Below are 20915 nucleotides of genomic sequence, written 5' to 3' on the forward strand. Positions count from 1 at the left end.
TAAAAGCTGCAGCGCTTTTTTTCTGGATTGAAACTATCTAAAAAATAACTTCATGATGTAGGAATTAAGGAACTAAAGACACTGTTAAAAAAGACTCAATTGCTCCACTTGATACCGCTGCTGATAATTTTCAATAATGCGGGTCATTGAGTATTCGAGATGCAGCTGTCGGCAGAGTTTCTCAAATTTTTGTTTGGTCTCCATCAAATTTTCAATTGGATAATAGTAATTGTCTGTAGAAGCTTGCTGGTATTTTTGCAGTAAGTTAGGCGCAATATTTTTAAGCTGTTGGAAGTAATATTCTTTTTGAATATCCCTTAAAGTGACACCCCAAAAAGGATAGATGTAGGCAGCGCCATTTTCTTTGGCCTGAAGCACTAGCTTTTCAATTGTTGACCAATCATCTGTCAGAGCCGGCAGAATCGGCATCAAGAGAACTCCGCTATAAAGACCGCTAGCAGTCAATTCTTTAAGGGAGGCCATTCGTTGGCTTGGTAAGCTAACCCGCTTTTCAATTTTTCTTGCTAAGGCGTCATCGATGGTTGAAAAAGAAAAGCTGATATTGACAGGAGCATGGCCGCTGATTTTTTTCAGTAGGTCTTGATCCCGTAAAATTAGGTCGCTTTTAGTGGCTAAAGAGACACCAAAGCCGAAGGTGTCGAAAAGCTTAAGGGCTTGTCGAGTCAATTGGTACTTTTTTTCAAAGGCATTATAAGAATCAGACATGGAGCCGTCACCAATCACGGCTTTCTGTCTTTTTTGCTGCAATTCTAAGGTTAGTAGCTGCAAAGCATTTTGTTTACCTGTGACGCGCTCAAAGTTTTCAATGCCATAGCAGCGACTGCGGGAGTCACAGTAAATACAACCATGGTGACAGCCCTTGTATAGATTCATCGTGTAATCTGTACCGAACCAGGTGTTGCTTTTAGTTTTCATCAAAATTTTTTTCGCTGGTAATAAGTCCATTTCAACTGCACCTCCTATCTAAAGTTTACCCTTTGACATAGTGTCAAGGTCAAGGAGAGAAGTTATTTTTGCTTTTGTTGAAAAACTTTTTTAAATTGCCTATTCAAAAGCGGCTGCTTCCAGTACACTTATTCTTAACAGAAGGAGTAGGTGAAGAGATGGAGTTAGTAATTGATGGGATTACCAAGAAATTTGAAGAAAAGGTTATTTTTGATGAGGCGAGTTTTCGGTTTGAAAAAGGTAAAATCTATGGCCTTTTAGGGCGAAACGGTGCCGGCAAAACAACATTGTTTAATTGCATTTCCCGCAATATTTCGATCGATAGTGGGGAAATTTATCTAGAAGACGATGGTCAAAAAAATCTGCAGTATGATAATACGGCAATTGGCTTTGTCTATACGACGCCGCATCTGCAGGGCTTCATGACTGCCTATGAGTTTGTGCGCTTTTTTGTGGACATCAATCGTGACAAAATTAAAGAGGTGCAGCGAACTGAAGATTATCTGCTATCAGTCGGCATCGAAAAAGAAGACCACCATCGCTTATTAAAAGATTTTTCCCACGGGATGCAAAATAAAGTTCAAATGCTAGTCTCTTTGATGATTCAGCCGCCTGTTTTGCTATTGGACGAGCCCTTGACTTCCTTTGATGTAGTAGCTGCCCATGAGATGAAGGAAATGATTATCAGAATGAAATCTGAATCCGTGGTGATTTTTTCTACTCATATTTTACAATTGGCTCAGGATTTATGTGATGAGGTTGTTTTATTGCATCATGGAAAACTGCGGGGCGTGCCGGCTGAGCGGATTCACGATCAAGATTTTGAAGAGGAAGTGGTGCAGCTTTTGACGGATAGAGAGGAGCTGCTGGATGAAAGTATTGGCTAGTTTCTTTAAAGAGGATTGGCAGTTTTTTAACTATAAACTGACCAAAAATCTAAATGGCTTTCTTTATTTTTTAAGGCGAGTGCCGGGGCTTAAAAAAATTATTAGTGAACAAATCTATGCGGCCTATGAACTGAAAAGAGCCTTGGGAATTCTCTTAACGATTTTGAGTGTCGGCTATTCTTTTCTGAAGAAAATTCTAGTGTTTGTCCTACTAGTAGCCGCTCAAATTTTCATGGTCACGTTATTTGACGGGGGTGATTTTTTTGAGTTGTTCATGCAGCTCAATCAACCACTACTGCAGCAAGCAGCTTTATTATGGCTTTTATTGGTGGTGCTCGTCTGGGGATTTTACAATCAATTTTCTGTAATTACTACACAAGGAATGATTGATTTCTACACAGAATTTGCCCTTTCCCGCAATCAGTTTATCTTAGGTCAAAAGTTTATCGAGATTTTTAAGAGTGCTGTCTTTTATTTATTGACTGGACTGATCTATGGGGTATTGGCTGGGAAAATTGCGCTGGCATTGACTTTCCCACTATCGTATTTAGCAGGGAATTTCTTATTGTTTGTCTTTTGCCGATGGTTGTATATGCTGAACTTCAGTAAGGGGACTCGCCGGCTGATTGGTGTTATTGCAACAGGTCTTTTTTTAGCCGTCATAGCAGGGCTCTATTACTTTGATTTAATTGCACCGTTAACAAGTATCTATACTAGCTGGCTTTCAGTACCAGTCTGGCTGCTGTTAACTGTTGTTGGCTTTAGCGGTGCGTGGCGTTATCCGCGACAAAATGAATTTATCGGCAAGACAATTGTTCAATCAGTTGGCTTTTATGAAGCCAATACTAGCGATTTGCAAAAGAATAAAGAGTATATCGGTACAGGCCTGAAGATGCAAAAGCAGCTGGAGGTTAATTTCGATGACAAGGTTGACAAACTAAAGGGCAGTGAATACTTGAATGCCTTACTTTTTAGTCGTTATCGGCAGGTCTTTAATAAAAAAATTCGCTATTTGCTGATCGGTTTTGCAGTGGTTACGGTTCTTTTAATCGGCCTGCGAATTTTCAATATCACTGATTATTTGGATGAAGGCGGAACCCTGCAACTATTACCGCTACTATTCTTTTTGATGTATTTTATCTCATTTGGTAAGCAGATTGTTCAGATGCTCTTTGTTAACTGTGATTCTTCGATGCTGTATTATCCTTTTTATCGGGAAGGCAGCACCATTTTAAAGGGCTTCACCTATCGTCTGCGTCAGACTTTTAAATATAACAGTCTGATTATTTTAGGGATTTTTCTTTTGTTTGTCTTGTTGCAGGTATTGAATAATTTTTATTTAAGCTGGCAGTTTTTTGGTGCGCTACTACTACTTTTAGTGGCACTGGGCTTTCTCTTTTCCTTCCATGAGCTGTTTATTTATTATTTAATTCAGCCCTTCACGGTGGATATGACAGTTAAAAGTCCGCTGTATAAAGTGATTACTTGGGTCTTTTATTATTTTGCCTACATGAATACGCAGATTCGTTTCACTGGTTTTTTATATGTAATTGGGATTTCAGTGATTTGTTTGTTGTATGTGGCCATCGGCTTGGTGATTATTTACCGTGTCGCACCGAGAACCTTTAAAATTAAAAGCTAGAAAACTAGATTTTCTCAAGGAGCCCCCTTGAGAAAATTTTTTTGCGAAAAATTTGATATCCGCATATCTTGCAAGCGATTACGTGGTAAAATAACTGGAAAAGAAAATTTTTTTGAGGTGAGCAGATGAGTTTAGCAGTGTTTGATATTGGCGGTACGTTTGTAAAATTTGGCAAGTGGACAGAGGAGTTAACGACCCTCGGTAAATTCCCCACGCCGAAAAGCTATCCAGAATTAGTTTCCGAAATGCAAAAGGTGGTCGCACAAATCGGTGATGTCACCGGCATTGCCTTGAGTGCGCCGGGAGCGGTCAATGTTAAAGAGCGTCGAATTGACGGCATCAGCGCCGTACCTTTTATCCACGAAGGCCGCTTCTTTGATTTATTAGAGGCAGATTTAAATCTGCCGGTGGCAATTGAAAATGATGCCAACTGTGCTGGTATTTGCGAAATGGAATTGGGTGCTGGCAAAGACAGTTTGAACAGCGTTTTTGTGGTTATTGGAACGGGAATTGGCGGAGCAATTTTTATTGACGGCAAGCTCTATAAAGGGGCCCATTTATTTGGTGGCGAGTTTGGCATGATGAAAAATGCCAACGGTGAAACCTTGAGTATTAACGGGACTGCTGTTAAGATGGCGGCTCGTTATGAAAAAGCGACCGGTGAAGCAATTGATGGCGTGGAGTTATTTGCTCGTTATGATAACGGGGAAGAGCTAGCGCTTGAAATCATCAATAGCATGTACGATAACATTGCTGATAGTTTATATGATATTCAAGTTGTAATGGATCCAGAGAAAGTGATTTTAGGCGGCGGAATTTCTGCCCGCCCAGACTTGGCAGAGCAATTAAGCACTCGGCTTGAAGGGCGCTTAAAAGAGCTTGGCGTAGAATACATTTTACCGGAAATTGCTACGGCCCAGTATCAAAATGATGCCAATCTAATCGGTGCCGCACTCAATTATCAACAAATTCACGGATAAAATCTGGAATAGGTTCATTTTTTCACAAAATATATGCTATAATTAAGAAATTTTTTAGGAGGCGAGGATATGGAAAAAATTCCTTTTCGGTACGATCAAGTCGGTAGTTTACTGCGACCGGCCGTTTTAAAACAGGCCCGGGCCGATTTTAAAGCCGGTCAGATTTCTGCTGCTGAGCTGGCGGCAGTCGAAGACCAAGAAATCATCAAGATTATCGAAAAACAAAAGGCCATTAGCTTGAAGGCTGTGACAGATGGCGAATTTCGGCGGCGCTGGTGGCATTTAGATTTTATCGCCGGACTGCAGGGGATTACGGTCTATGATTTTGAGACGACAGCTTTTGGCATCACCACAGAAGCGCAGGGCACTTTTGTCAGTGGCAAATTGGCCTTTGACCCGACCCATCCTTTTCTAGAGCATTTCAAATTTACCAAAAAACAGGCTGGTGATGTACTGGCGAAACAGACAATTCCCGGACCAAATATGATTTTCTTGGATTCTATGATTTTGTCTAAGCAATACAACGAAGCACCAGTCTATGCTGATTTATCAGAATTTGTTGCTGATTTAACTGTGACCTATCAAGCAGCGATTCAAGCTTTTTATGATGCCGGCTGTCGCTATTTACAATTGGATGACACTAGTTGGGGTGGATTATTTGATGACCGTTTTAGAGGCATGATTACTCAAAATGGCTATGACCCAGATCAATTAATTCAAGAGTTTGGTGATATCACCGAAGCTGTTCTGGCGAAAAAACCCGCCGATATGGCAATCACTTTCCATTTTTGTAAAGGAAATTTCCAGTCCCACTGGCTCTATAACGGTTCTTACGATAAAATTGCCAAGCGGCTATTGGCAATCAAAAATTTTGATGGTTTCTTTTTAGAATTCGATGACGAACGCTCCGGCAGTTTTGCACCGATGGCTAATTTGCAGGACCAGCGTTTAGTTTTAGGCTTAGTTACCACCAAGACAGCTGCTTTAGAAGATCCAGAAATGCTGAAGGCTCGCATTCAAGAGGCGGCTCAATTTGTTCCGTTAAATCAGCTGTGTCTCAGTCCTCAATGCGGTTTTTCTTCAACGCAGGAGGGCAATACGATTACCGAAGCAGACCAATGGCAAAAGCTAGCCTTAGTAATTGAAACGGCTCGGGCAGTGTGGCCGGATGCAGAATAAAAATTTGGACACTTCAATTCATTTCTGAGTTGAAGTGTTTTTTTAGGAGGTCGACTAAATGGCAGCAATTTATTTACGGGATTTTACTGATGGAGATTTGTCTTTGATGTCAGAGTGGTTGACGCAGCCTCACGTGGCCGCCTGGTTTGAGCATCCGCAAAATTGGTTGGCTGAAATTCGCGGCCGCCAGACTGAATATCGTTGGATTCAGCATTTTATTGTAATGCTGGCAGAGCAACCCATCGGTTTTTGTCAATATTATGACTGCTATTTTGCGAATCAGTTGGAGGACTGGTATGAGGTTAATCAGCCGGGGGCAGTGTTCAGTTTGGATTATCTGATTGGTGCTGAACAATTTTTAAAGCAGGGCTATGGTCGGCAAATCATCACCGCTTTAATTGAAAAGCTGACTCGCTTGGGGGCTAAAAAAATTATTGTGGCTCCGGAAAAAGAAAATCAGGCCTCAATCGCTGTTTTATTAGCCAACGGGTTTCAATGGGATTCAGTAGCGCAATATTTTGTCTTGGACTTGTTGGTGAAGTAAACAAAAATCAGAAAGCTTAGCAAAAAGCTTGCTCAAAGCAGGTTTTTCAGTTTTTTTAAAAAAGGAGGCGAAAAATTTGAGAAAAGACTTGACTTAAAGTTGACTCCAAGTCGTAAAGTTAAACTAGTAACGAAAAGGAGGAAGTTGATGGTGATACAGTCTTTAGAAGCAAACGTCGTTTCTTATGCTAAGAGTTTTCCCTTTCAGTTTGACTTTGCGAAAAATGCGACCTTAATGACGACCGACCAACGGGAATTTATTGATTTTTTTGCCGGCGCTGGGGCTTTGAACTTTGGTCATAACAATCCTTATATCAAAAAACAAATTTTAGCTTATTTGAGTAAGGACCGAATTATCCATGGCCTAGATTTAGACACTACCGCTCGGACAGAATTTTTTGCAACCTTTCACAAAGAGATTCTTGAGCCGAAAAATTTGGACTATAAAATTATGTCCTGTGGCCCAACTGGTACAAATGCGGTCGAGGCAGCGTTGAAACTGGCCCGCAAAGTAACTGGTCGTCAAAATATTTTGGCTTTTTCCGGTGGCTTTCATGGGATGAGCTTAGGCGCCTTAGCGTTAACCAGCGATCAAGCGAGCCGCAAAGGTGCAGGTGTGCCCTTAAACTTTGTCACCCATCTGCCCTTTGTTGAATCAGCAGCTGACACACAAATGGCCCTTAAAAATTTAAGAGACTTATTGGCAGATGACCATTCTGGTCTGGAACTGCCGGCTGCCATCATGCTGGAGACGGTCCAAGCAGAAGGGGGCGTCCATGTAGCTGACAGCGAGTGGCTGCGGGGGTTAAGAAGCATCTGTGATGAGTTTGGCTTATTATTATTGATTGATGAAATTCAAACAGGAGTTGGTCGTACCGGCAGTTTCTTTTCTTTTGAAAGAGCTGGTATCGTGCCTGATATGGTAATGATGTCTAAATCAATCAGTGGTTTTGGTCTGCCGCTTTCCCTAGTGTTGTTCAAACCGGAGTTGGATGTTTTTAATCCGGGGGAACATAATGGAACTTTTCGGGGTAATCAGCTGGGCTTTGTCGGTGCAACGGCAGCCTTGAAATTTTATGCGGCCCAAGAGCTCTCCCTGTTGACTAAAACAAAAGGGAAGATTGTAGCAGAATTTTTAACTCAGCAGCTGATGCCATTACACCCGCAATTACAAATGCGGGGCTTAGGGCTTCTCTGGGGAATTGACTTTTCTGAAATTGATTCACAACTGGCCAAAAAAGTTCAGCAATTATGCGTATCTCAAGGCCTGATTATCGAACTTGCTGGCCGCAAAGATGCTGTTTTGAAAATTTTACCACCGCTGACAATTCCGGAAGCGCAACTAAGAGCCGGTCTAAAGATAATTTTTTCTGCAGTTGCGACAGTTTTACAAGAGGAAAGACATATCTGCAAGGTGTCATGATTAATTAGCAAAGATTAATCAAAAAAATTTTCCTGTTTAAACCTAAAAGATAGCCCGCCATCTCGATTAAAGTTTCAATCGGGACAGCCGGGCTATCTTTTTTATTAGACTTCAGAAACTTCAGTGATCACAACGGCTTGGCGGCCCATCTGCTCCCAAGAGGCGATAAAGGCTTCTAAATCAGTCGCATAATCCTGGTTGCCATAAGGGTCATTTAAATAAATTTCATTCTCGTCATAGCCGGTTAAAACGACACTGTGCTCAGACATCGAAACTGATACCTCACCAGTTGCAGTCTGCCAAGTAAAATTATCGCCCGTCTCGGCAAAAATTGTGGTGGTAATTACCCAGACGGGATTGCCGATAGACAACTGCCGCTGGATTTCTGTAAAATCACTGCCGCTCAAATCAATTGCCTCATAAGAATCATCAATAAATTGACTGGCTAATTGATAAATCGGTTCATGGTAAACAAAATAACCGGGGCCGCTGTTGGCCGTCATATCCCCGACAAAGGCCTCATGGGGATTTCCGTAATTGCCGTTTGCATCTTGAACCGACACGGTTGGCAGCTCTTCAGCCAATTGATTTTTGGTTACGGCAAAGCCATGATAATTTAAGATCATCGCCAAACTGGTGACCTCACAACCATTGTATAAGCGGGGCTCTGCCATTTGATTCAGCAAGGGGACATCTAAACGAACCGCTGACTTTAATGGTTGTTCCTCAATTACGGGAGCGTCTTCTATGATAGTTTCTTCTGTTACAAAATTTCGGTTGGCATTGATTTCAATTTTTTTGGGGCCAATAAACTCATCAGGCTGTGCCGCAAAATCGGCTTCACTGAAAAATAGCAAGGCTGTTAGACTAATCAGAAGACCTAACGTTAGACCAGCTCTTTTTTTATTGACGTATTTTTTTAGAAAATAGGTCATGTCACTCAACTCCTCTTTCATTTGCATTTATGCTACAGCTTAGAGTCGGGTCGAAGTCAAGGGGGAAACTTTATTAATTTAAAGTATTTCAATTTTGAGAATTTTTTTGCCTCAGTTCACTCAGTGATAGCTTGGAAAAAGCTCTTGAGGCAAAAAATATGGAGTTGGTTATTATCTCAGCTACGGGCTTAAAAAAGGACTCGCTTGATTGATAAAAATTTTACTAGCGGAAAAATTTAATAAAAGAAAGCAAAAACAGTTGACTTGGAGTGGACTCTAGAGTTTATACTTTAGCTATTATTAAGTTGTTGATTAGGTTAGACAGAAGGAGTAATTGCTATGAATATAAAACAAGTTAGCGAGTTAAAGGATATTTCAGCCGATACCCTGCGCTATTATGAAAGAATCGGTCTGATTCCGCCGGTTAATCGTACACCGGGCGGCATTCGTGATTATAACGAAGAGGATTTGCGCTGGGTGGACTTCACCAAATGCATGCGCAACGCCGGCGTTTCAATTGAAGGGCTGATTGAATACATTCGTCTATATCAGCTAGGAGACAGCACAGTCTTAGCTAGAAGAGATTTATTACAAGAAGAAAAAAACAGTTTGGAAGTGAAGCTGCTGGATATTCAAACGACGCTGCAACGGATGAACGACAAGATTGCTTTTTATGAAAATAGTTTAAAACCAGATGGCTTAAAGGAAGGAGAAAATAATTCCTAATACTTTTTGATACTACTAGAAATTTAAAATCTGCGAAAATCTTAATAGGATTTCGCAGATTTTTTAGTTTAAATTGTTTATTAATTTTCAGGTAATAAGAAGCGAAATGCACCAAGATTTCAATTTGGTTTTAGTTAAAGAGATTGTAAGTTTTTCAAAAACTTGCATAGTTATATCAATCAAATGTTCATTTTTTGTTTCTGAGGGTAAGTGCAGCTCAATTAGCGGGAGTTGGTTTGCAATTTGAAAATAAATTTGTTTTACTAAGGTGAATTAAGACAGACTCAATTTAAGCAAGGGAAAATGCAAGGACAATACACTAGCAAGCTAGAGTAACGGCTGGCTAAATTTTCCTGTTGGCAAAAGATACGGTAACATTCAGGATGAAAAATTTTACAGAAGGGATGATTTTATGAACTTTGGCTTGGAGCAATGGTTAAAAATCACATCTGCGAGAATTTATTTAATTCAGCGGCAGGTTAAAACTGTTGCCGCAATAAACTCCACCGACAGCCATTTAGAATATTTGCAGGCGGTTTTGGATTTTCAAGAATTTCCTTTTTTTATGGTCTTTAAAGATGCAGTTTATGGAGGAACAATCAATTTAAAGGAGCCCAATCAATTGTATGTGATGGTTCAGACTCAAGGAACTGTCAATCCTCATCTTTTTGCCAATGAAATTATCTTTTTAGATTTTTTAATCAATCAGCGGGAATTAACACCGGAGGCCATTACCGTACAAGGTCTGCCTAATCAGCACAAACCCATTTTATTGAAAACAACAGAAGACTTGTTTCAGCATATTGAATTGGCTGAGTTTCACAATCCTTACGATCAAGAACTGAGGGAGATGGATAGTATCGAACAAGGCAATGTGGAATTGCTGCAAAAAAGTTTTGAAGAAACATATTCAGGTAAACCGGGAATTTTGGCGAAGGATCAACTGCGTAATTTAAAAAATCTTTGTATCTGTGTGATTGCTTTGGCTTCAAGAGCAGCCATTCGTGGCGGCCTGCAGCCGGAAGAATCATTTACACTGGTGGACCAAAGCATTATGCAATTGGAAGAATTTCAAGATCAAAATAGTCTGATTCTTTTTTTAAGGGAGATTGAAATTACTTTTGCCAAGATGGTGGCACAGGTTCGTCTGGCGGAAGGGCGTCAGCAAAATCCGTTAATTATCAAAACTAAACGGCTGATTAGCCAACAATTGCATCAAAAAATCAGTGTCCAAGATTTGGCACTGGATTTAAAGGTGACACCGGAATATTTAGTGCACGTCTTTAGAAGTGGTGAGGAGCAGACGATTAAGCAATATATTTTAAAGGAAAAAATCCGTTATGCCGAAAATCTCCTGCGCTATTCAGAAAAAAGTTTGGGGGAGATTGCCTCGACGCTGGCTTTTAGCGATCAGAGTCATTTTAGTCAAACCTTCAAAAAAATTAGGGGCCTGACGCCTAAGGATTATCAAAAAAAGTTCCGCCAAGAGTAGTTTAGCTTAGATTTTTCCATTTCAGTTTAGTTTTTTTATATTTTGAAAGCGTGAAACCTTGTATGATAGCGATATCAAAAAAACGTTTTCAAAAGGAGAGAACCAGATGAATTTGGAAAAAGCGAAACAACCTACCTTTAAAGTTGCTCTGCTGTCGATTTCTTTATTGCTGACTTCCGGCGGCTCCATTGCCTCAGCCGTGAGCCACATGCAGGAAACCTTTAGCAGCCATAGCGCAACTGCCGTCGAAGCTTTGGTAACAGCTTCCAACATCAGCGTCATGATTTTTGTTTTATTAAGTGCTTTTATTGTCAATTTCTTAGGAACTAAGAAAACAGTTTTACTGGGGATTGTCTTAGCGGGAATTGGAGGCGTTTTCCCGTTTTTCTCAGACAACTACACGATGGTTTACATCTCGCGTTTAGTTTTAGGGGCAGGACTGGGCATGTTCAATTCACTGGCGGTGAGTTTAATCAATGAATTTTACACCGGTGATACCCGTAATAAAATGCTAGGTTATCAAGCGGCGGTTCAAAGTTTGGGTCAGACCTTTACAACTTTTATTGCTGGGATTTTGGTGAATTACAACTGGCATTATGCCTTTGCGATTTACTTTTTAGCGATTGTTTCCTTCGTTTTATTCTTTATCTTTATTCCGGATACTAAACCGGAGACGACGGTGGTCAATGGCCAAGTTGAAAAACCAAAGCAGCGCTTGAATCGCTTCGTCGTCATTGAATCCTGTGCCATATTGTTTACCTTTGTTATTTTGATGGCAACTAGCTTAAAGGCAACTGCTTTAGTTCAAGAGCAAAATATGGCTAATCCAGAATTTTTAGGAACGGCCTTATCCGTTTCTAGTTTGGTCAGTTTTGTCGCGAGTTTCTTTTATGGCAATATTGTGAAATATACTAAACAATATACACTATTCATCGCCTATTTAATTATTTCCTTAGGCTTTATCGGAATTTCCTTCGCTTCTAATATTGTGATGTTCACGGTTATTTTAGCTTTAACAGGCTTGGGCTCATCCCTCTTTATTCCCTTTGCATTTGGGATTGTTATGGAGCGAGCGCCAAAGAATTCAGCAAATTTAGCAGTGTCAATTTCAATGGTCTTTTGTAATATCGGCTGCTACTTATCGCCTTATGTCTTAGCTTTTATCGGCGGACTTTTAGGGAATACTAGTGCTAGCTTTACCCTGCTGATTTGTGGAATCATGGCATTTGTTTTAAGCATCATCTATCTTTTTGCTGCCAAGTATCTGAAATCGGATGACTCGGGTGAAACGCCAATGAGTATTGAAGAAGAATTAGAAGTAATCAGTGGGCTTAAATAAAACATGAAACCTTTGGAGGAAATAACAATGGAAAAAATTATTTATGGCGTTGCCTATTATTATGAATACTTACCCTATGACCGTCTACAAGAAGACATTGCGATGATGAAGAAAGCCGGTATCAATGTGGTGCGCATTGCAGAATCGACTTGGTCTACTTATGAAAAAGCCCCCGGAAAATTTGATTTTTCGACCGTTGATTTAGTGATTGACGAAATGGCTAAAGCCGGCATTGAAGTTATCATCGGTACACCGACTTATGCTGTTCCCAGCTGGTTAGTTGAACTAGACTCAAATGTGATGGTGTCCAGAAAAAATAGCGGTCGGGCAATCTACGGGCCGCGGCAGTCAATGGATATCACCAATGCCACCTATTTACGCTACGCTGAAAGAATTATCCGCAAATTAATTGAGCGAACCGTTCATCACGCCAACGTTATCGGCTTTCAAATTGACAATGAAACCAAGGCCTACGGGTCATCTAGTAAAAATGTCCAAAAAGAATTTGTCGAATATCTAAAAGACGAGTTCGACAATGACTTGGATAAATTAAATGCGGAATTTGGCTTGGATTATTGGAGCAATCGTATTGATTCGTGGGAAAATTTTCCCGATGTCAACGGGACGATTAACGGCAGTTTAGGGGCAGAGTTTGAGAAATTTCAACGGCTATTAGTCGATCGTTTTCTTCAATGGCAGGCAGATATTGTCAGCGAATATAAAAGAGAGGACCAATTCGTCACCCAAAACTTTGACTTTGAATGGCGGGGTTATTCATATGGTGTGCAACCGGAAGTCAATCACTTTAAAGCGGCCAAGGCAACCACCATTGCCAGTTGTGACATTTATCATCCGACACAAGCTCAACTGACTGGTCAAGAAATTGCCTTTTGTGGCGATATCACTCGTAACTTGAAAAAAAATAATTATTTGGTGATGGAAACAGAAGCGCAAGGCTTTCCCCAGTGGACGCCGTACCAAAACCAATTATTACTACAAGCATATAGTCACGTAGCTTCTGGAGCCAACGGTGTGATGTATTGGCATTGGCATTCGATTCATAATTCAGCCGAGACCTATTGGCGAGGCCTACTTAGCCATGATTTTAAAGAAAATGCGACCTATACAGAAGCCATTAAAATTGGCAGTGAGTTTCAAAAACTATCGCCAAAACTAGTCAACTTGAAAAAGAAAAACAATGTTGCCTTAGTTGTCAGCAATGAAGCATTGACTGCTTTAAATTGGTTTCCGGTAGATTTAAATGCCGCTTTTCAATCCAGCATTACTTACAATGATATCGTCAAAGCATTTTATACCCAACTGTATCAATTGAATATCGAAGTCGATATTGTGTCGCCGGATGTCGAGAACTGGACAGATTATGAGATTTTAGTTGTGCCAGCTTTATATGCGGGTGCTGACGAAATTTTTGAAAAATTGGCTGATTTTGTGGAAAAAGGCGGCAAGCTTTTAACCGGCTTTAAGACGGCTGTGGCAAATGAACATGTGAAAATTTCTAGCAATAGTACGCCCCATAACTTGCAGGAGACTTTAGGTATGCATTACAATCAATTTGCGATTCCTCAAGATATTTATCTGCAAAGCGAATTTTTTGATTTTACAGAAGCCACCAAAGTTATCGGCTTTATGGAAATGCTGGAGGCTGACCAGGCGCAAGTTTTGGCTCGGTATGACAATTCACAATTCACTGAAAAAACTGCTATCACCCTCAATCACAAAGGACAAGGTACGGCAGTCTATCTCGGTTGCTTATTAGAAGATAGCGGCATGAAGCAGCTGATCCAAAGTATTTTCACCAAAATTTTTGACTATCAGTTAACAGAGCAGACATTTCCTCTCATTCAAAAGAGTGGCTATAATGACGAGGGCAAAAAAGTCAATTTCTTCTTCAATTATGCAAAAGAAATGGCTGAAGTTACCGCACCAGTCAGTGGAAAACTGCTGCGGACTGACGGCTTAATCGAAGCCGGCAATCCAATCACCATTGCTCCTTGGGATGTTGTCATTATCGAGGAATAACCCAGGCAAAGCTTTATTTCAATCAATAAAATCGTTAAAATAAAAGTAAGCTGTGATTTTCTCAGAAGGTGGTGAAATCACAGCTTACTTTTTAGTGAAGGAGCTGACAAGATGGCACATGGATATTTAGCAATTGACATCGGCGGGACTTTTGTCAAACACACGACCATTGATCATTCAGGGAATATTGAAAAAGAAAATAAATTTAAAACGCCCCACAATTTAGAGGATTTATTGATAGCCATTCAAGAAGTCGTTCTACCTGTTCAAGAAGTAATCAAAGGCGTGGGAATCAGTTGCCCGGGACGCGTCGATCCGGCAACAGGGATTATTTATAACGGTGGCGCCCTGCCTTTTTTACATGAATTTTCCTTTAAGAAATTTTTCAGCGATCGCTTTGGTTTAGAATGCGCAGTCAGTAATGATGGCAAGGCTGCTGCTTTAGCTGAATTATGGCTAGGCAATCTAAAAGGCGTGGCCAATGGAGCAGCTATTGTTTTAGGCACAGGCATTGGTGGCGGCATTATTGTTGATGGCAAATTAGTGCAGGGTAATCATTTTCAAGCGGGGGAACTGAGTTTTCTTTTACGGACACCTGCACCTGCTGAAATGGAAAATGTGATTGCTTATACGACTTCAGCGGTCTATTTTATTAAAAGGGCCAGCGGAATTTTACAACTAGCCGATGATAGTGACGGTGTCGCTGTGTTTCAGGCAATTGCTAGAAAAGATAATCCTCGGCTGACGGAATTATTTGAAACCTATTGCCGGGAAATTGCTTGGATGATTTTAAATCTACAGGCAACCTTGGACTCGCAAAGAATTGTGATTGGCGGCGGCATCAGTGCCCAAGAAATTTTGATTGAAGAAATTAATCGTCAATATCATCTGCTGCGGAATGTCTCAGATTTTTTCAAAAATTCCTTTTATCCAATGGAAATTCAAAGCTGTGCTTTTAGAAGTCAAGCCAACTTGTTAGGAGCCATTTATCAGTTGTTTTTAGAGAAGGATTTGGCCTGAGGGGAAGGTTATATCGCAAGGATTTGGGTAGAAAGCTCGTCCGTCGGGTTTTAATCACTTAAATAATTGTTTAGGTTGTGAGACTTTAGGCTGATTTGCCTGATTCAGAAAAATTCCTTGCAAATTTTATCATTTCAATCGTATTATTAAAAATATTTCAATATTTTTGGTAAGATAAAGATGATCTTAAAATCTGAAGGGGGTTTGATTCATGTATTCAGCAGCAGAAAATCGTTATCAAAAGATGTCTTATCGTCGTTCCGGCGCATCAGGTTTGGTTTTGCCACCAGTTTCTTTAGGATTATGGAGAGGTCACGGGGACCAAGGAACTTTAGCTAAGAGTCGTGAATTGGTTCTTCATGCTTTTGATCAAGGAGTCTTTCACTTTGATTTGGCAAATAACTATGGGCCAGGTCCTGGTAGTGCTGAAAGTACTTTTGGTCAGATTTACGAGGCCGATTTACGTCCTTATCGGGATGAGATAATTGTTGCAACCAAAGCCGGATTTTTAATGTATGAAGGGCCATTTGGTGAAGGGAGCTCAAAAAAATATCTGTATAGCAGTTTAGATGCTAGTTTAAAACGTATGAAGCTAGATTATGTAGATATTTTTTATAGTCATCGACCAGATCCGACAGTTCCTTTTGAAGAAACTGCTGAAGCGCTGGATTTAATTGTTCGACAAGGTAAGGCGCTTTATGTTGGGATTTCCAATTATAGTGCAGAAGAAACCAAAGAAATGGCTAGATTGTTAAAGGGCAAAGGTACTCCGTTTGTTATTCACCAAATGTCTTATAATTTGATGAACCGAGAACTCGAGGCCGATGGTCTGTTTGATGTTTTAGAGGAAGAAAAAATTGGTGGAATTGCCTATGGTCCGCTTGCAGAAGGCTTATTGACCGATAAATTCAGTGAAGCAATTCCCGATGATTTCCCAATTCACCGCACGAATAGTCAACTACTTGAAAAAGGTAACCGAGAAAAGACTCAAAAACAGTTACAGCAGTTGCGACAAATTGCGAATGAGCGGAATCAAACCCTGTCACAATTAGCTTTAGCCTGGTTACTAAATCAAAAAGCAATTACCTCAGTTGTTATCGGAACGACTAAAGTGAAAAATTTTGATGATAATATTTCAGCTCTCGACAATCTTGAATTTTCAAGAAAAGAATTAGAAGCAATTGATAATGTATTGAAATAAAATTGTGTAAAAACCTTGAAGTTGGCTAGGGCTGCTCAAGGTTTTTTTATTATGCAGGAAAGTAAAAAACAGTAAGGGATCATATGCCACTTGTTTTGAATGCAATACAAAGTAATTTCTTTTGTTATGTAAATTATATTTCATAGCAATAAACTGGTATTTCAGTTTTGGTGTTTTTTTAGAAAAACAGATGATTTTTTTGAAATTATGTGTAATTTTTATCTTTTTTTTAATATTATATTAATGATAGCGATTACAAAACCGGGTATCATAGAATTAACTGATATATCAATTAGAGTATATTAGAAAAGTAGAAAGAACGGAGGAAATAAAGTGGAGATTTTAATTGGGGTACTGTTGATTGCGTCATTCTTCTTTATGGTTTGGTACTGTGTTAAAGGGTTTAACTTAATGGTAGGTTTTACTCTCATGGCAACGCTCTGGATGATACTAGCACTTATTGGAAATTCTTCTTCACCAAATCCAGCAATGGAGGGACAGTCGTTAATTGATGTATTAACCTATATTTATGCAACAGGTCCAGCGAATTATGCAAGCTCAATTTTAGTTAATGTATTCTTCGGCGCCTTCTTTGGACGAGTTTTAGTCGATACTGGTATTGCCGCTACTTTGATTCGTAAAGTAGTTGAGCTGGGCGGCGACAAACCACGTATTACTATGAGTTTATTATGTATTGTGACAGCGGTTATCTTTATGTCAATGACAGGAATTGGACCAGTAATTTCAATTGCGGTTATTGTATTGCCAATACTATTATCATTAGGTATTTCAGCACCAATTGCTCTGTTTGCCTTTATGGGTTCAATCATGGCAGGGATTTTTGGGAATATTGTGAACTTCCAGCAATACATCACTATTTTTGCTGGTTTTAACCCAGCGGCAGAATCATACACTTACAATGATTACTTTACGATTGGGATCATTGGCATGATTGTCAGTTTAGTTGTGGTTTTAGTTGTTGCTAATCTCGGCATGAAAAAGAAAAAAACTTACGCAATGGCTGCCGAATTAAAATCAGGTGATGATAATGCACCAGCAATTTCATGGATTGCGGTTCTCTTGCCTGTTCTGGGAGTTGTCGTTTTAAATATTCCGATTATATTGGGATTCTTACTCGCTGGTATCTATGCGATGCTCTTTACTGGAAAACTTCGTGGAGGCTATACTGAAATTTGTCGACGTTTTGCTAAACTCTTTACAGATGGCGCTATTGATGTTGCACCGATGGTCGGATTTTTATTAACACTATCAATGTTTAATAATGCGGCTACCTATGCTGCCCCTTATTTCTCAGCAGTTTTAGGTGACTTTATTCCAACCTCTGCACTAGTGTTGGCTATTGCTTTTGCTATTTTAACACCGTTGGGCTTTTTCCGGGGACCATTAAATTTGGTTGGTTCCGGATCGGCAATTTTAGCTGTCGTGCTGGCAGTCAATCCAACGATGCCAGTGAGTTTCTTATATCCACTATTTGCGACGACAACCGTTGCACCACAACATTTAGATATCACGCAGTCTTGGGTTGCTTGGGGCTTAGGCTATACAAAAGTTTCATCACGGGACTATATGCAAAAATCAATTCCAACTGGTTGGATTATCGGGATTATTGTTTGTCTAATTGTTTATGCTTTATATGGAAATTTTTAAGCAGTAATTGAAATTAAGGAGGATTATCTATGGAACGCTCTGTCAGAATGGGAATCGACGTGGGGGGAACCCACACAAAAGCAGTAGCTATTGATAATGCTACCCATGATATTATTGGAAAGTCATCAGTTAAAACAACCCACGATGATCCTCGCGGGGTAGCAGCTGGTGTTGTTCAATCATTTCAAAATTGTCTACAGGAAAATGATATTAGTCCTGATGATGTTGTCTTTGTAGCTCATTCAACCACCCAGGCTACGAATGCATTAATTGAAGGGGACGTAGCTAAAGTCGGCGTAATTGGCATTGCCAAAGGCGGCCTTGAGGGTTTCTTAGCTAAACGGCAAACAAAACTAGAGGATATTGACTTAGGTAATAATAAAAAAATTAGTATTGCAAATTCTTTCATCCCATTAAAGCAATTGAGCTTTGATCGGGCGGAACAAAGTATTGCTGAGTTGGAAACCCAGGGTGCAAAAGTGCTAGTTTCTTCGATGGCTTTTGGGGTCGATAATGGGGAACCGGAAAAAGTAGTGTACGAAGCAGCCACCAAACTAGATATTCCAACGACTATGGCATCAGATATTACAAAGCTTTATGGTTTGACCAGAAGGACCAGAACAGCTGCAATTAACGCTTCAATTTTACCTAAAATGCTGGACACTGCCAATTCAACTGAAGGTTCAGTGCGGGAAGCCGGCGTCAATGTGCCTTTAATGATTATGCGGGGCGACGGCGGTGTAATGGAAATTACTGAAATGAAAAAGCGGCCAGTTTTAACAATGCTATCCGGACCTGCTGCTTCTGTGATGGGTTCACTAATGTATTTGCGAGCATCAAATGGAGTCTATTTTGAAGTTGGTGGTACTACGACAAATATTGGAGTCATCAAAAACGGTCGTCCTGCCATTGATTATTCTATTGTTGGGGGTCATCCGACATATATTTCTTCATTAGACGTTCGTGTTTTAGGAGTAGCTGGCGGGTCTATGGTGCGGGCTAACAAAGAAGGTGTAGTTGATGTTGGTCCCCGTTCAGCCCACATTGCTGGTCTAGATTATGCAGTCTTTACACCAGAGGAAAAAATTAAAGGTCCGCGGGTAGAATTTTTCTCGCCTAAAGAGGGTGATCCCGCAGATTATGTCAAAATTGTTTTAGAGGATGGTGACGAGGTAACCATAACCAACTCTTGTGCGGCCAATGTTTTAGGTTTAGTAAATCCTGAACATTTCTCATATGGAAATGTCGAATCTGCCAGAAAGGCTATACAGGCTTTGGCTGATTACTGTGGAACTACTGTTGAAGATATTGCTAAACAAATTATGGAAAGAGCTTATGCCAAAATCGAGCCAGTGATTTTAGAATTAGCTGAAAAGTATAAGCTAGAAAAAGATCAGATTTCTTTAGTTGGAGTAGGTGGCGGAGCAGCTTCCTTAATTGTCTACTTTAGCGATAAGATGGGCGTCAAGTATTCAATACCTGAGAATGCTGAAGTAATCTCATCAATAGGAGTGGCTCTTGCAATGGTCCGGGATGTAGTCGAACGGATTATGCCGTCCCCTAGTAAAGAAGATATCCGCTCAATCAAAAACGAAGCAATGAACAAGGCAATTGAATCCGGTGCAACACCTGAATCGGTGGAAATCCATATTGAAATTGATCCTCAAACATCAAAAGTTACGGCGATTGCAACAGGTTCAACTGAAGTAAAAGCGACCGATTTGACAAAAGAAGTAGATGAGGCGGAAGCAGCTGAAATTGCAGCTGAAGATTTGCGGATGACAGCTACTGATGTGGAATTAATGGCTAAATCAGATTACTTTTATGTTTACGGTGAAAAAGGACAGGCGGATAAAGCGAGTGCCTTGCGAATCATTGATAAAAAAGGTTTTATCAAGGTTCAACGGGGCCATGCTCGTTGCTTGAAGACAACAGCAGCCAATTATTTAGATGCCTTGAGCCAACTATGGGATGAAATGGCTGTCTATCAAACAGAGTTGATTGCTCGTCCAGAATTCTACCTATGCTTAGGAGCTCGTGTATCAGATTTTTCAGCTACAGAGTTTGATCAATTACAGTTGTTGACCGATTTGGAAGTTTCAACGTTGGAACCAGAAGAAGAGGTCATTGTTGTAGCAGCTAATATTAAGCAAACTTAAGATGGAGTTGCAGGAGCTAATCACCCAACTAGCAGCCGTTTCCGATGAAACGTGGAGTGCCTTTCAGTTTGCGCGGGACCCATTGCAAAAAAAGATTTCACCAGAGGAGCAACAACTAATGAGCCGAGAAGCTTTTGTAAGCGGTCAAGCAGCGGCTCGTAAAATTAGCAAACAGTTCCCAAACAAAACAGTTCAAGAAATTTTGGAGGAGTTAAAGGTTACTGTTGTTCATCAACAGGAGGAACAAATTGGTAGCCGTCTGCTCTTTGCTTTATATGATTCTTCTCGGGGGATTTTACTGATGGATCGGCCGTTAGAAAAATTTCTTGACTCTACTCAAGATCAGTTATTTACCAGAACAAAATTAGAATCGCTTATTTTGAGCCATGAGTTATATCATCACATTGAGTCCCATGATTCAAATAGTTACACGCAAAACAAAAAAATTGTTCTGTGGAAATTTTTTGGTTATCAACATCGGTCTACAATTCGCTCTCTTAGTGAGATTGCCGCTATGAGCTTTTCTAAGGAATTGAACCAAACAGAGTTTTCCCCATTCATGTTAGATATTCTATTGGTTTGGCCCTATAACCAAGATCAAGCAATTGAGATGTATCAAGAAGTTATCTCTTATCAGCGACATAATAACTAAACCGATTGACAAGCTAAATCAGGCTGTGCCTAAGCAATTAATGCTTGTAGCACAGCCTGAAAT

At 40.1% G+C, this 20915-nt stretch carries 17 protein-coding genes; 15 read left to right on the forward strand and 2 right to left on the reverse strand.

Going from position 1 to position 20915, the window contains the following annotated elements; translation table 11 throughout:
* Positions 1-84 precede the first annotated feature (84 nt).
* Positions 85-966: an SPL family radical SAM protein gene (locus AC1Z3S_RS09730; RefSeq protein ID WP_461740207.1), complete on the reverse strand. Its 882-nt coding sequence runs from the start codon at positions 964-966 to the stop codon at positions 85-87.
* A gap of 158 nt (positions 967-1124) precedes the next feature.
* Between AC1Z3S_RS09730 and AC1Z3S_RS09735 the strand changes: the two genes are divergently transcribed.
* From AC1Z3S_RS09735 to AC1Z3S_RS09760, 6 genes are all read left to right on the forward strand, one after another.
* Positions 1125-1853 carry an ABC transporter ATP-binding protein gene (locus AC1Z3S_RS09735; protein ID WP_461740208.1) on the forward strand — a complete coding sequence of 243 codons (729 nt, stop codon included), beginning with the start codon at positions 1125-1127 and terminating at the stop codon, positions 1851-1853.
* The gene (locus tag AC1Z3S_RS09740) at positions 1837-3495 is read left to right on the forward strand and encodes a hypothetical protein (protein ID WP_461740209.1); all 1659 of its coding nucleotides are present in this window, start codon (positions 1837-1839) and stop codon (positions 3493-3495) included. Before AC1Z3S_RS09735 ends, AC1Z3S_RS09740 begins: the two co-directional genes overlap by 17 nt.
* Before the next feature lie 125 nt (positions 3496-3620).
* Positions 3621-4475 carry an ROK family protein gene (locus AC1Z3S_RS09745; protein ID WP_461740210.1) on the forward strand — a complete coding sequence of 285 codons (855 nt, stop codon included), beginning with the start codon at positions 3621-3623 and terminating at the stop codon, positions 4473-4475.
* A gap of 69 nt (positions 4476-4544) precedes the next feature.
* Positions 4545-5654: a 5-methyltetrahydropteroyltriglutamate--homocysteine S-methyltransferase gene (locus tag AC1Z3S_RS09750; RefSeq protein ID WP_461740211.1), complete on the forward strand. Its 1110-nt coding sequence runs from the start codon at positions 4545-4547 to the stop codon at positions 5652-5654.
* A gap of 58 nt (positions 5655-5712) precedes the next feature.
* Positions 5713-6198: a GNAT family N-acetyltransferase gene (locus AC1Z3S_RS09755; protein ID WP_461740212.1), complete on the forward strand. Its 486-nt coding sequence runs from the start codon at positions 5713-5715 to the stop codon at positions 6196-6198.
* A gap of 147 nt (positions 6199-6345) precedes the next feature.
* Positions 6346-7620 carry a diaminobutyrate--2-oxoglutarate transaminase gene (locus AC1Z3S_RS09760; RefSeq protein ID WP_461740213.1) on the forward strand — a complete coding sequence of 425 codons (1275 nt, stop codon included), beginning with the start codon at positions 6346-6348 and terminating at the stop codon, positions 7618-7620.
* Between the two features lie 104 nt (positions 7621-7724).
* Here the strand turns inward: AC1Z3S_RS09760 and AC1Z3S_RS09765 are convergent, their stop codons facing one another.
* Positions 7725-8555: a C39 family peptidase gene (locus tag AC1Z3S_RS09765; RefSeq protein WP_461740214.1), complete on the reverse strand. Its 831-nt coding sequence runs from the start codon at positions 8553-8555 to the stop codon at positions 7725-7727.
* Positions 8556-8894: 339 nt separating this feature from the next.
* Between AC1Z3S_RS09765 and AC1Z3S_RS09770 the strand changes: the two genes are divergently transcribed.
* The 9 genes from AC1Z3S_RS09770 to AC1Z3S_RS09810 all read left to right on the forward strand — a co-directional run bounded on the left by AC1Z3S_RS09770 (position 8895) and on the right by AC1Z3S_RS09810 (position 20852).
* The gene (locus AC1Z3S_RS09770) at positions 8895-9281 is read left to right on the forward strand and encodes a MerR family transcriptional regulator (protein WP_461740215.1); all 387 of its coding nucleotides are present in this window, start codon (positions 8895-8897) and stop codon (positions 9279-9281) included.
* A 412-nt stretch (positions 9282-9693) separates the two neighbouring features.
* On the forward strand, positions 9694-10773 hold the full coding sequence (locus tag AC1Z3S_RS09775) for a helix-turn-helix domain-containing protein (RefSeq protein ID WP_461740216.1): 1080 nt from the start codon (positions 9694-9696) through the stop codon (positions 10771-10773).
* Between the two features lie 106 nt (positions 10774-10879).
* Entirely contained in the window at positions 10880-12112 is a 1233-nt protein-coding gene (locus AC1Z3S_RS09780) for an MFS transporter (RefSeq protein ID WP_461740217.1), read from the forward strand.
* A 27-nt stretch (positions 12113-12139) separates the two neighbouring features.
* Complete coding sequence (locus tag AC1Z3S_RS09785) at positions 12140-14152, forward strand: beta-galactosidase (RefSeq protein ID WP_461740218.1); 2013 nt, start codon at positions 12140-12142, stop codon at positions 14150-14152.
* A 111-nt stretch (positions 14153-14263) separates the two neighbouring features.
* Positions 14264-15172 carry an ROK family protein gene (locus tag AC1Z3S_RS09790; RefSeq protein WP_461740219.1) on the forward strand — a complete coding sequence of 303 codons (909 nt, stop codon included), beginning with the start codon at positions 14264-14266 and terminating at the stop codon, positions 15170-15172.
* 211 nt (positions 15173-15383) lie between these two features.
* Complete coding sequence (locus AC1Z3S_RS09795; protein ID WP_461740220.1) at positions 15384-16373, forward strand: aldo/keto reductase; 990 nt, start codon at positions 15384-15386, stop codon at positions 16371-16373.
* A 378-nt stretch (positions 16374-16751) separates the two neighbouring features.
* Entirely contained in the window at positions 16752-18041 is a 1290-nt protein-coding gene (locus AC1Z3S_RS09800; protein ID WP_461740285.1) for a citrate transporter, read from the forward strand.
* 29 nt (positions 18042-18070) lie between these two features.
* Entirely contained in the window at positions 18071-20200 is a 2130-nt protein-coding gene (locus AC1Z3S_RS09805; RefSeq protein ID WP_461740221.1) for a hydantoinase/oxoprolinase family protein, read from the forward strand.
* A gap of 1 nt (position 20201) precedes the next feature.
* A complete protein-coding gene (locus AC1Z3S_RS09810) occupies positions 20202-20852 on the forward strand; it encodes a hypothetical protein (protein ID WP_461740222.1) in 651 nt (216 codons plus the stop codon).
* Positions 20853-20915: the final 63 nt, after the last annotated feature.

Source organism: Enterococcus sp. LJL90, assembly GCF_056924355.1.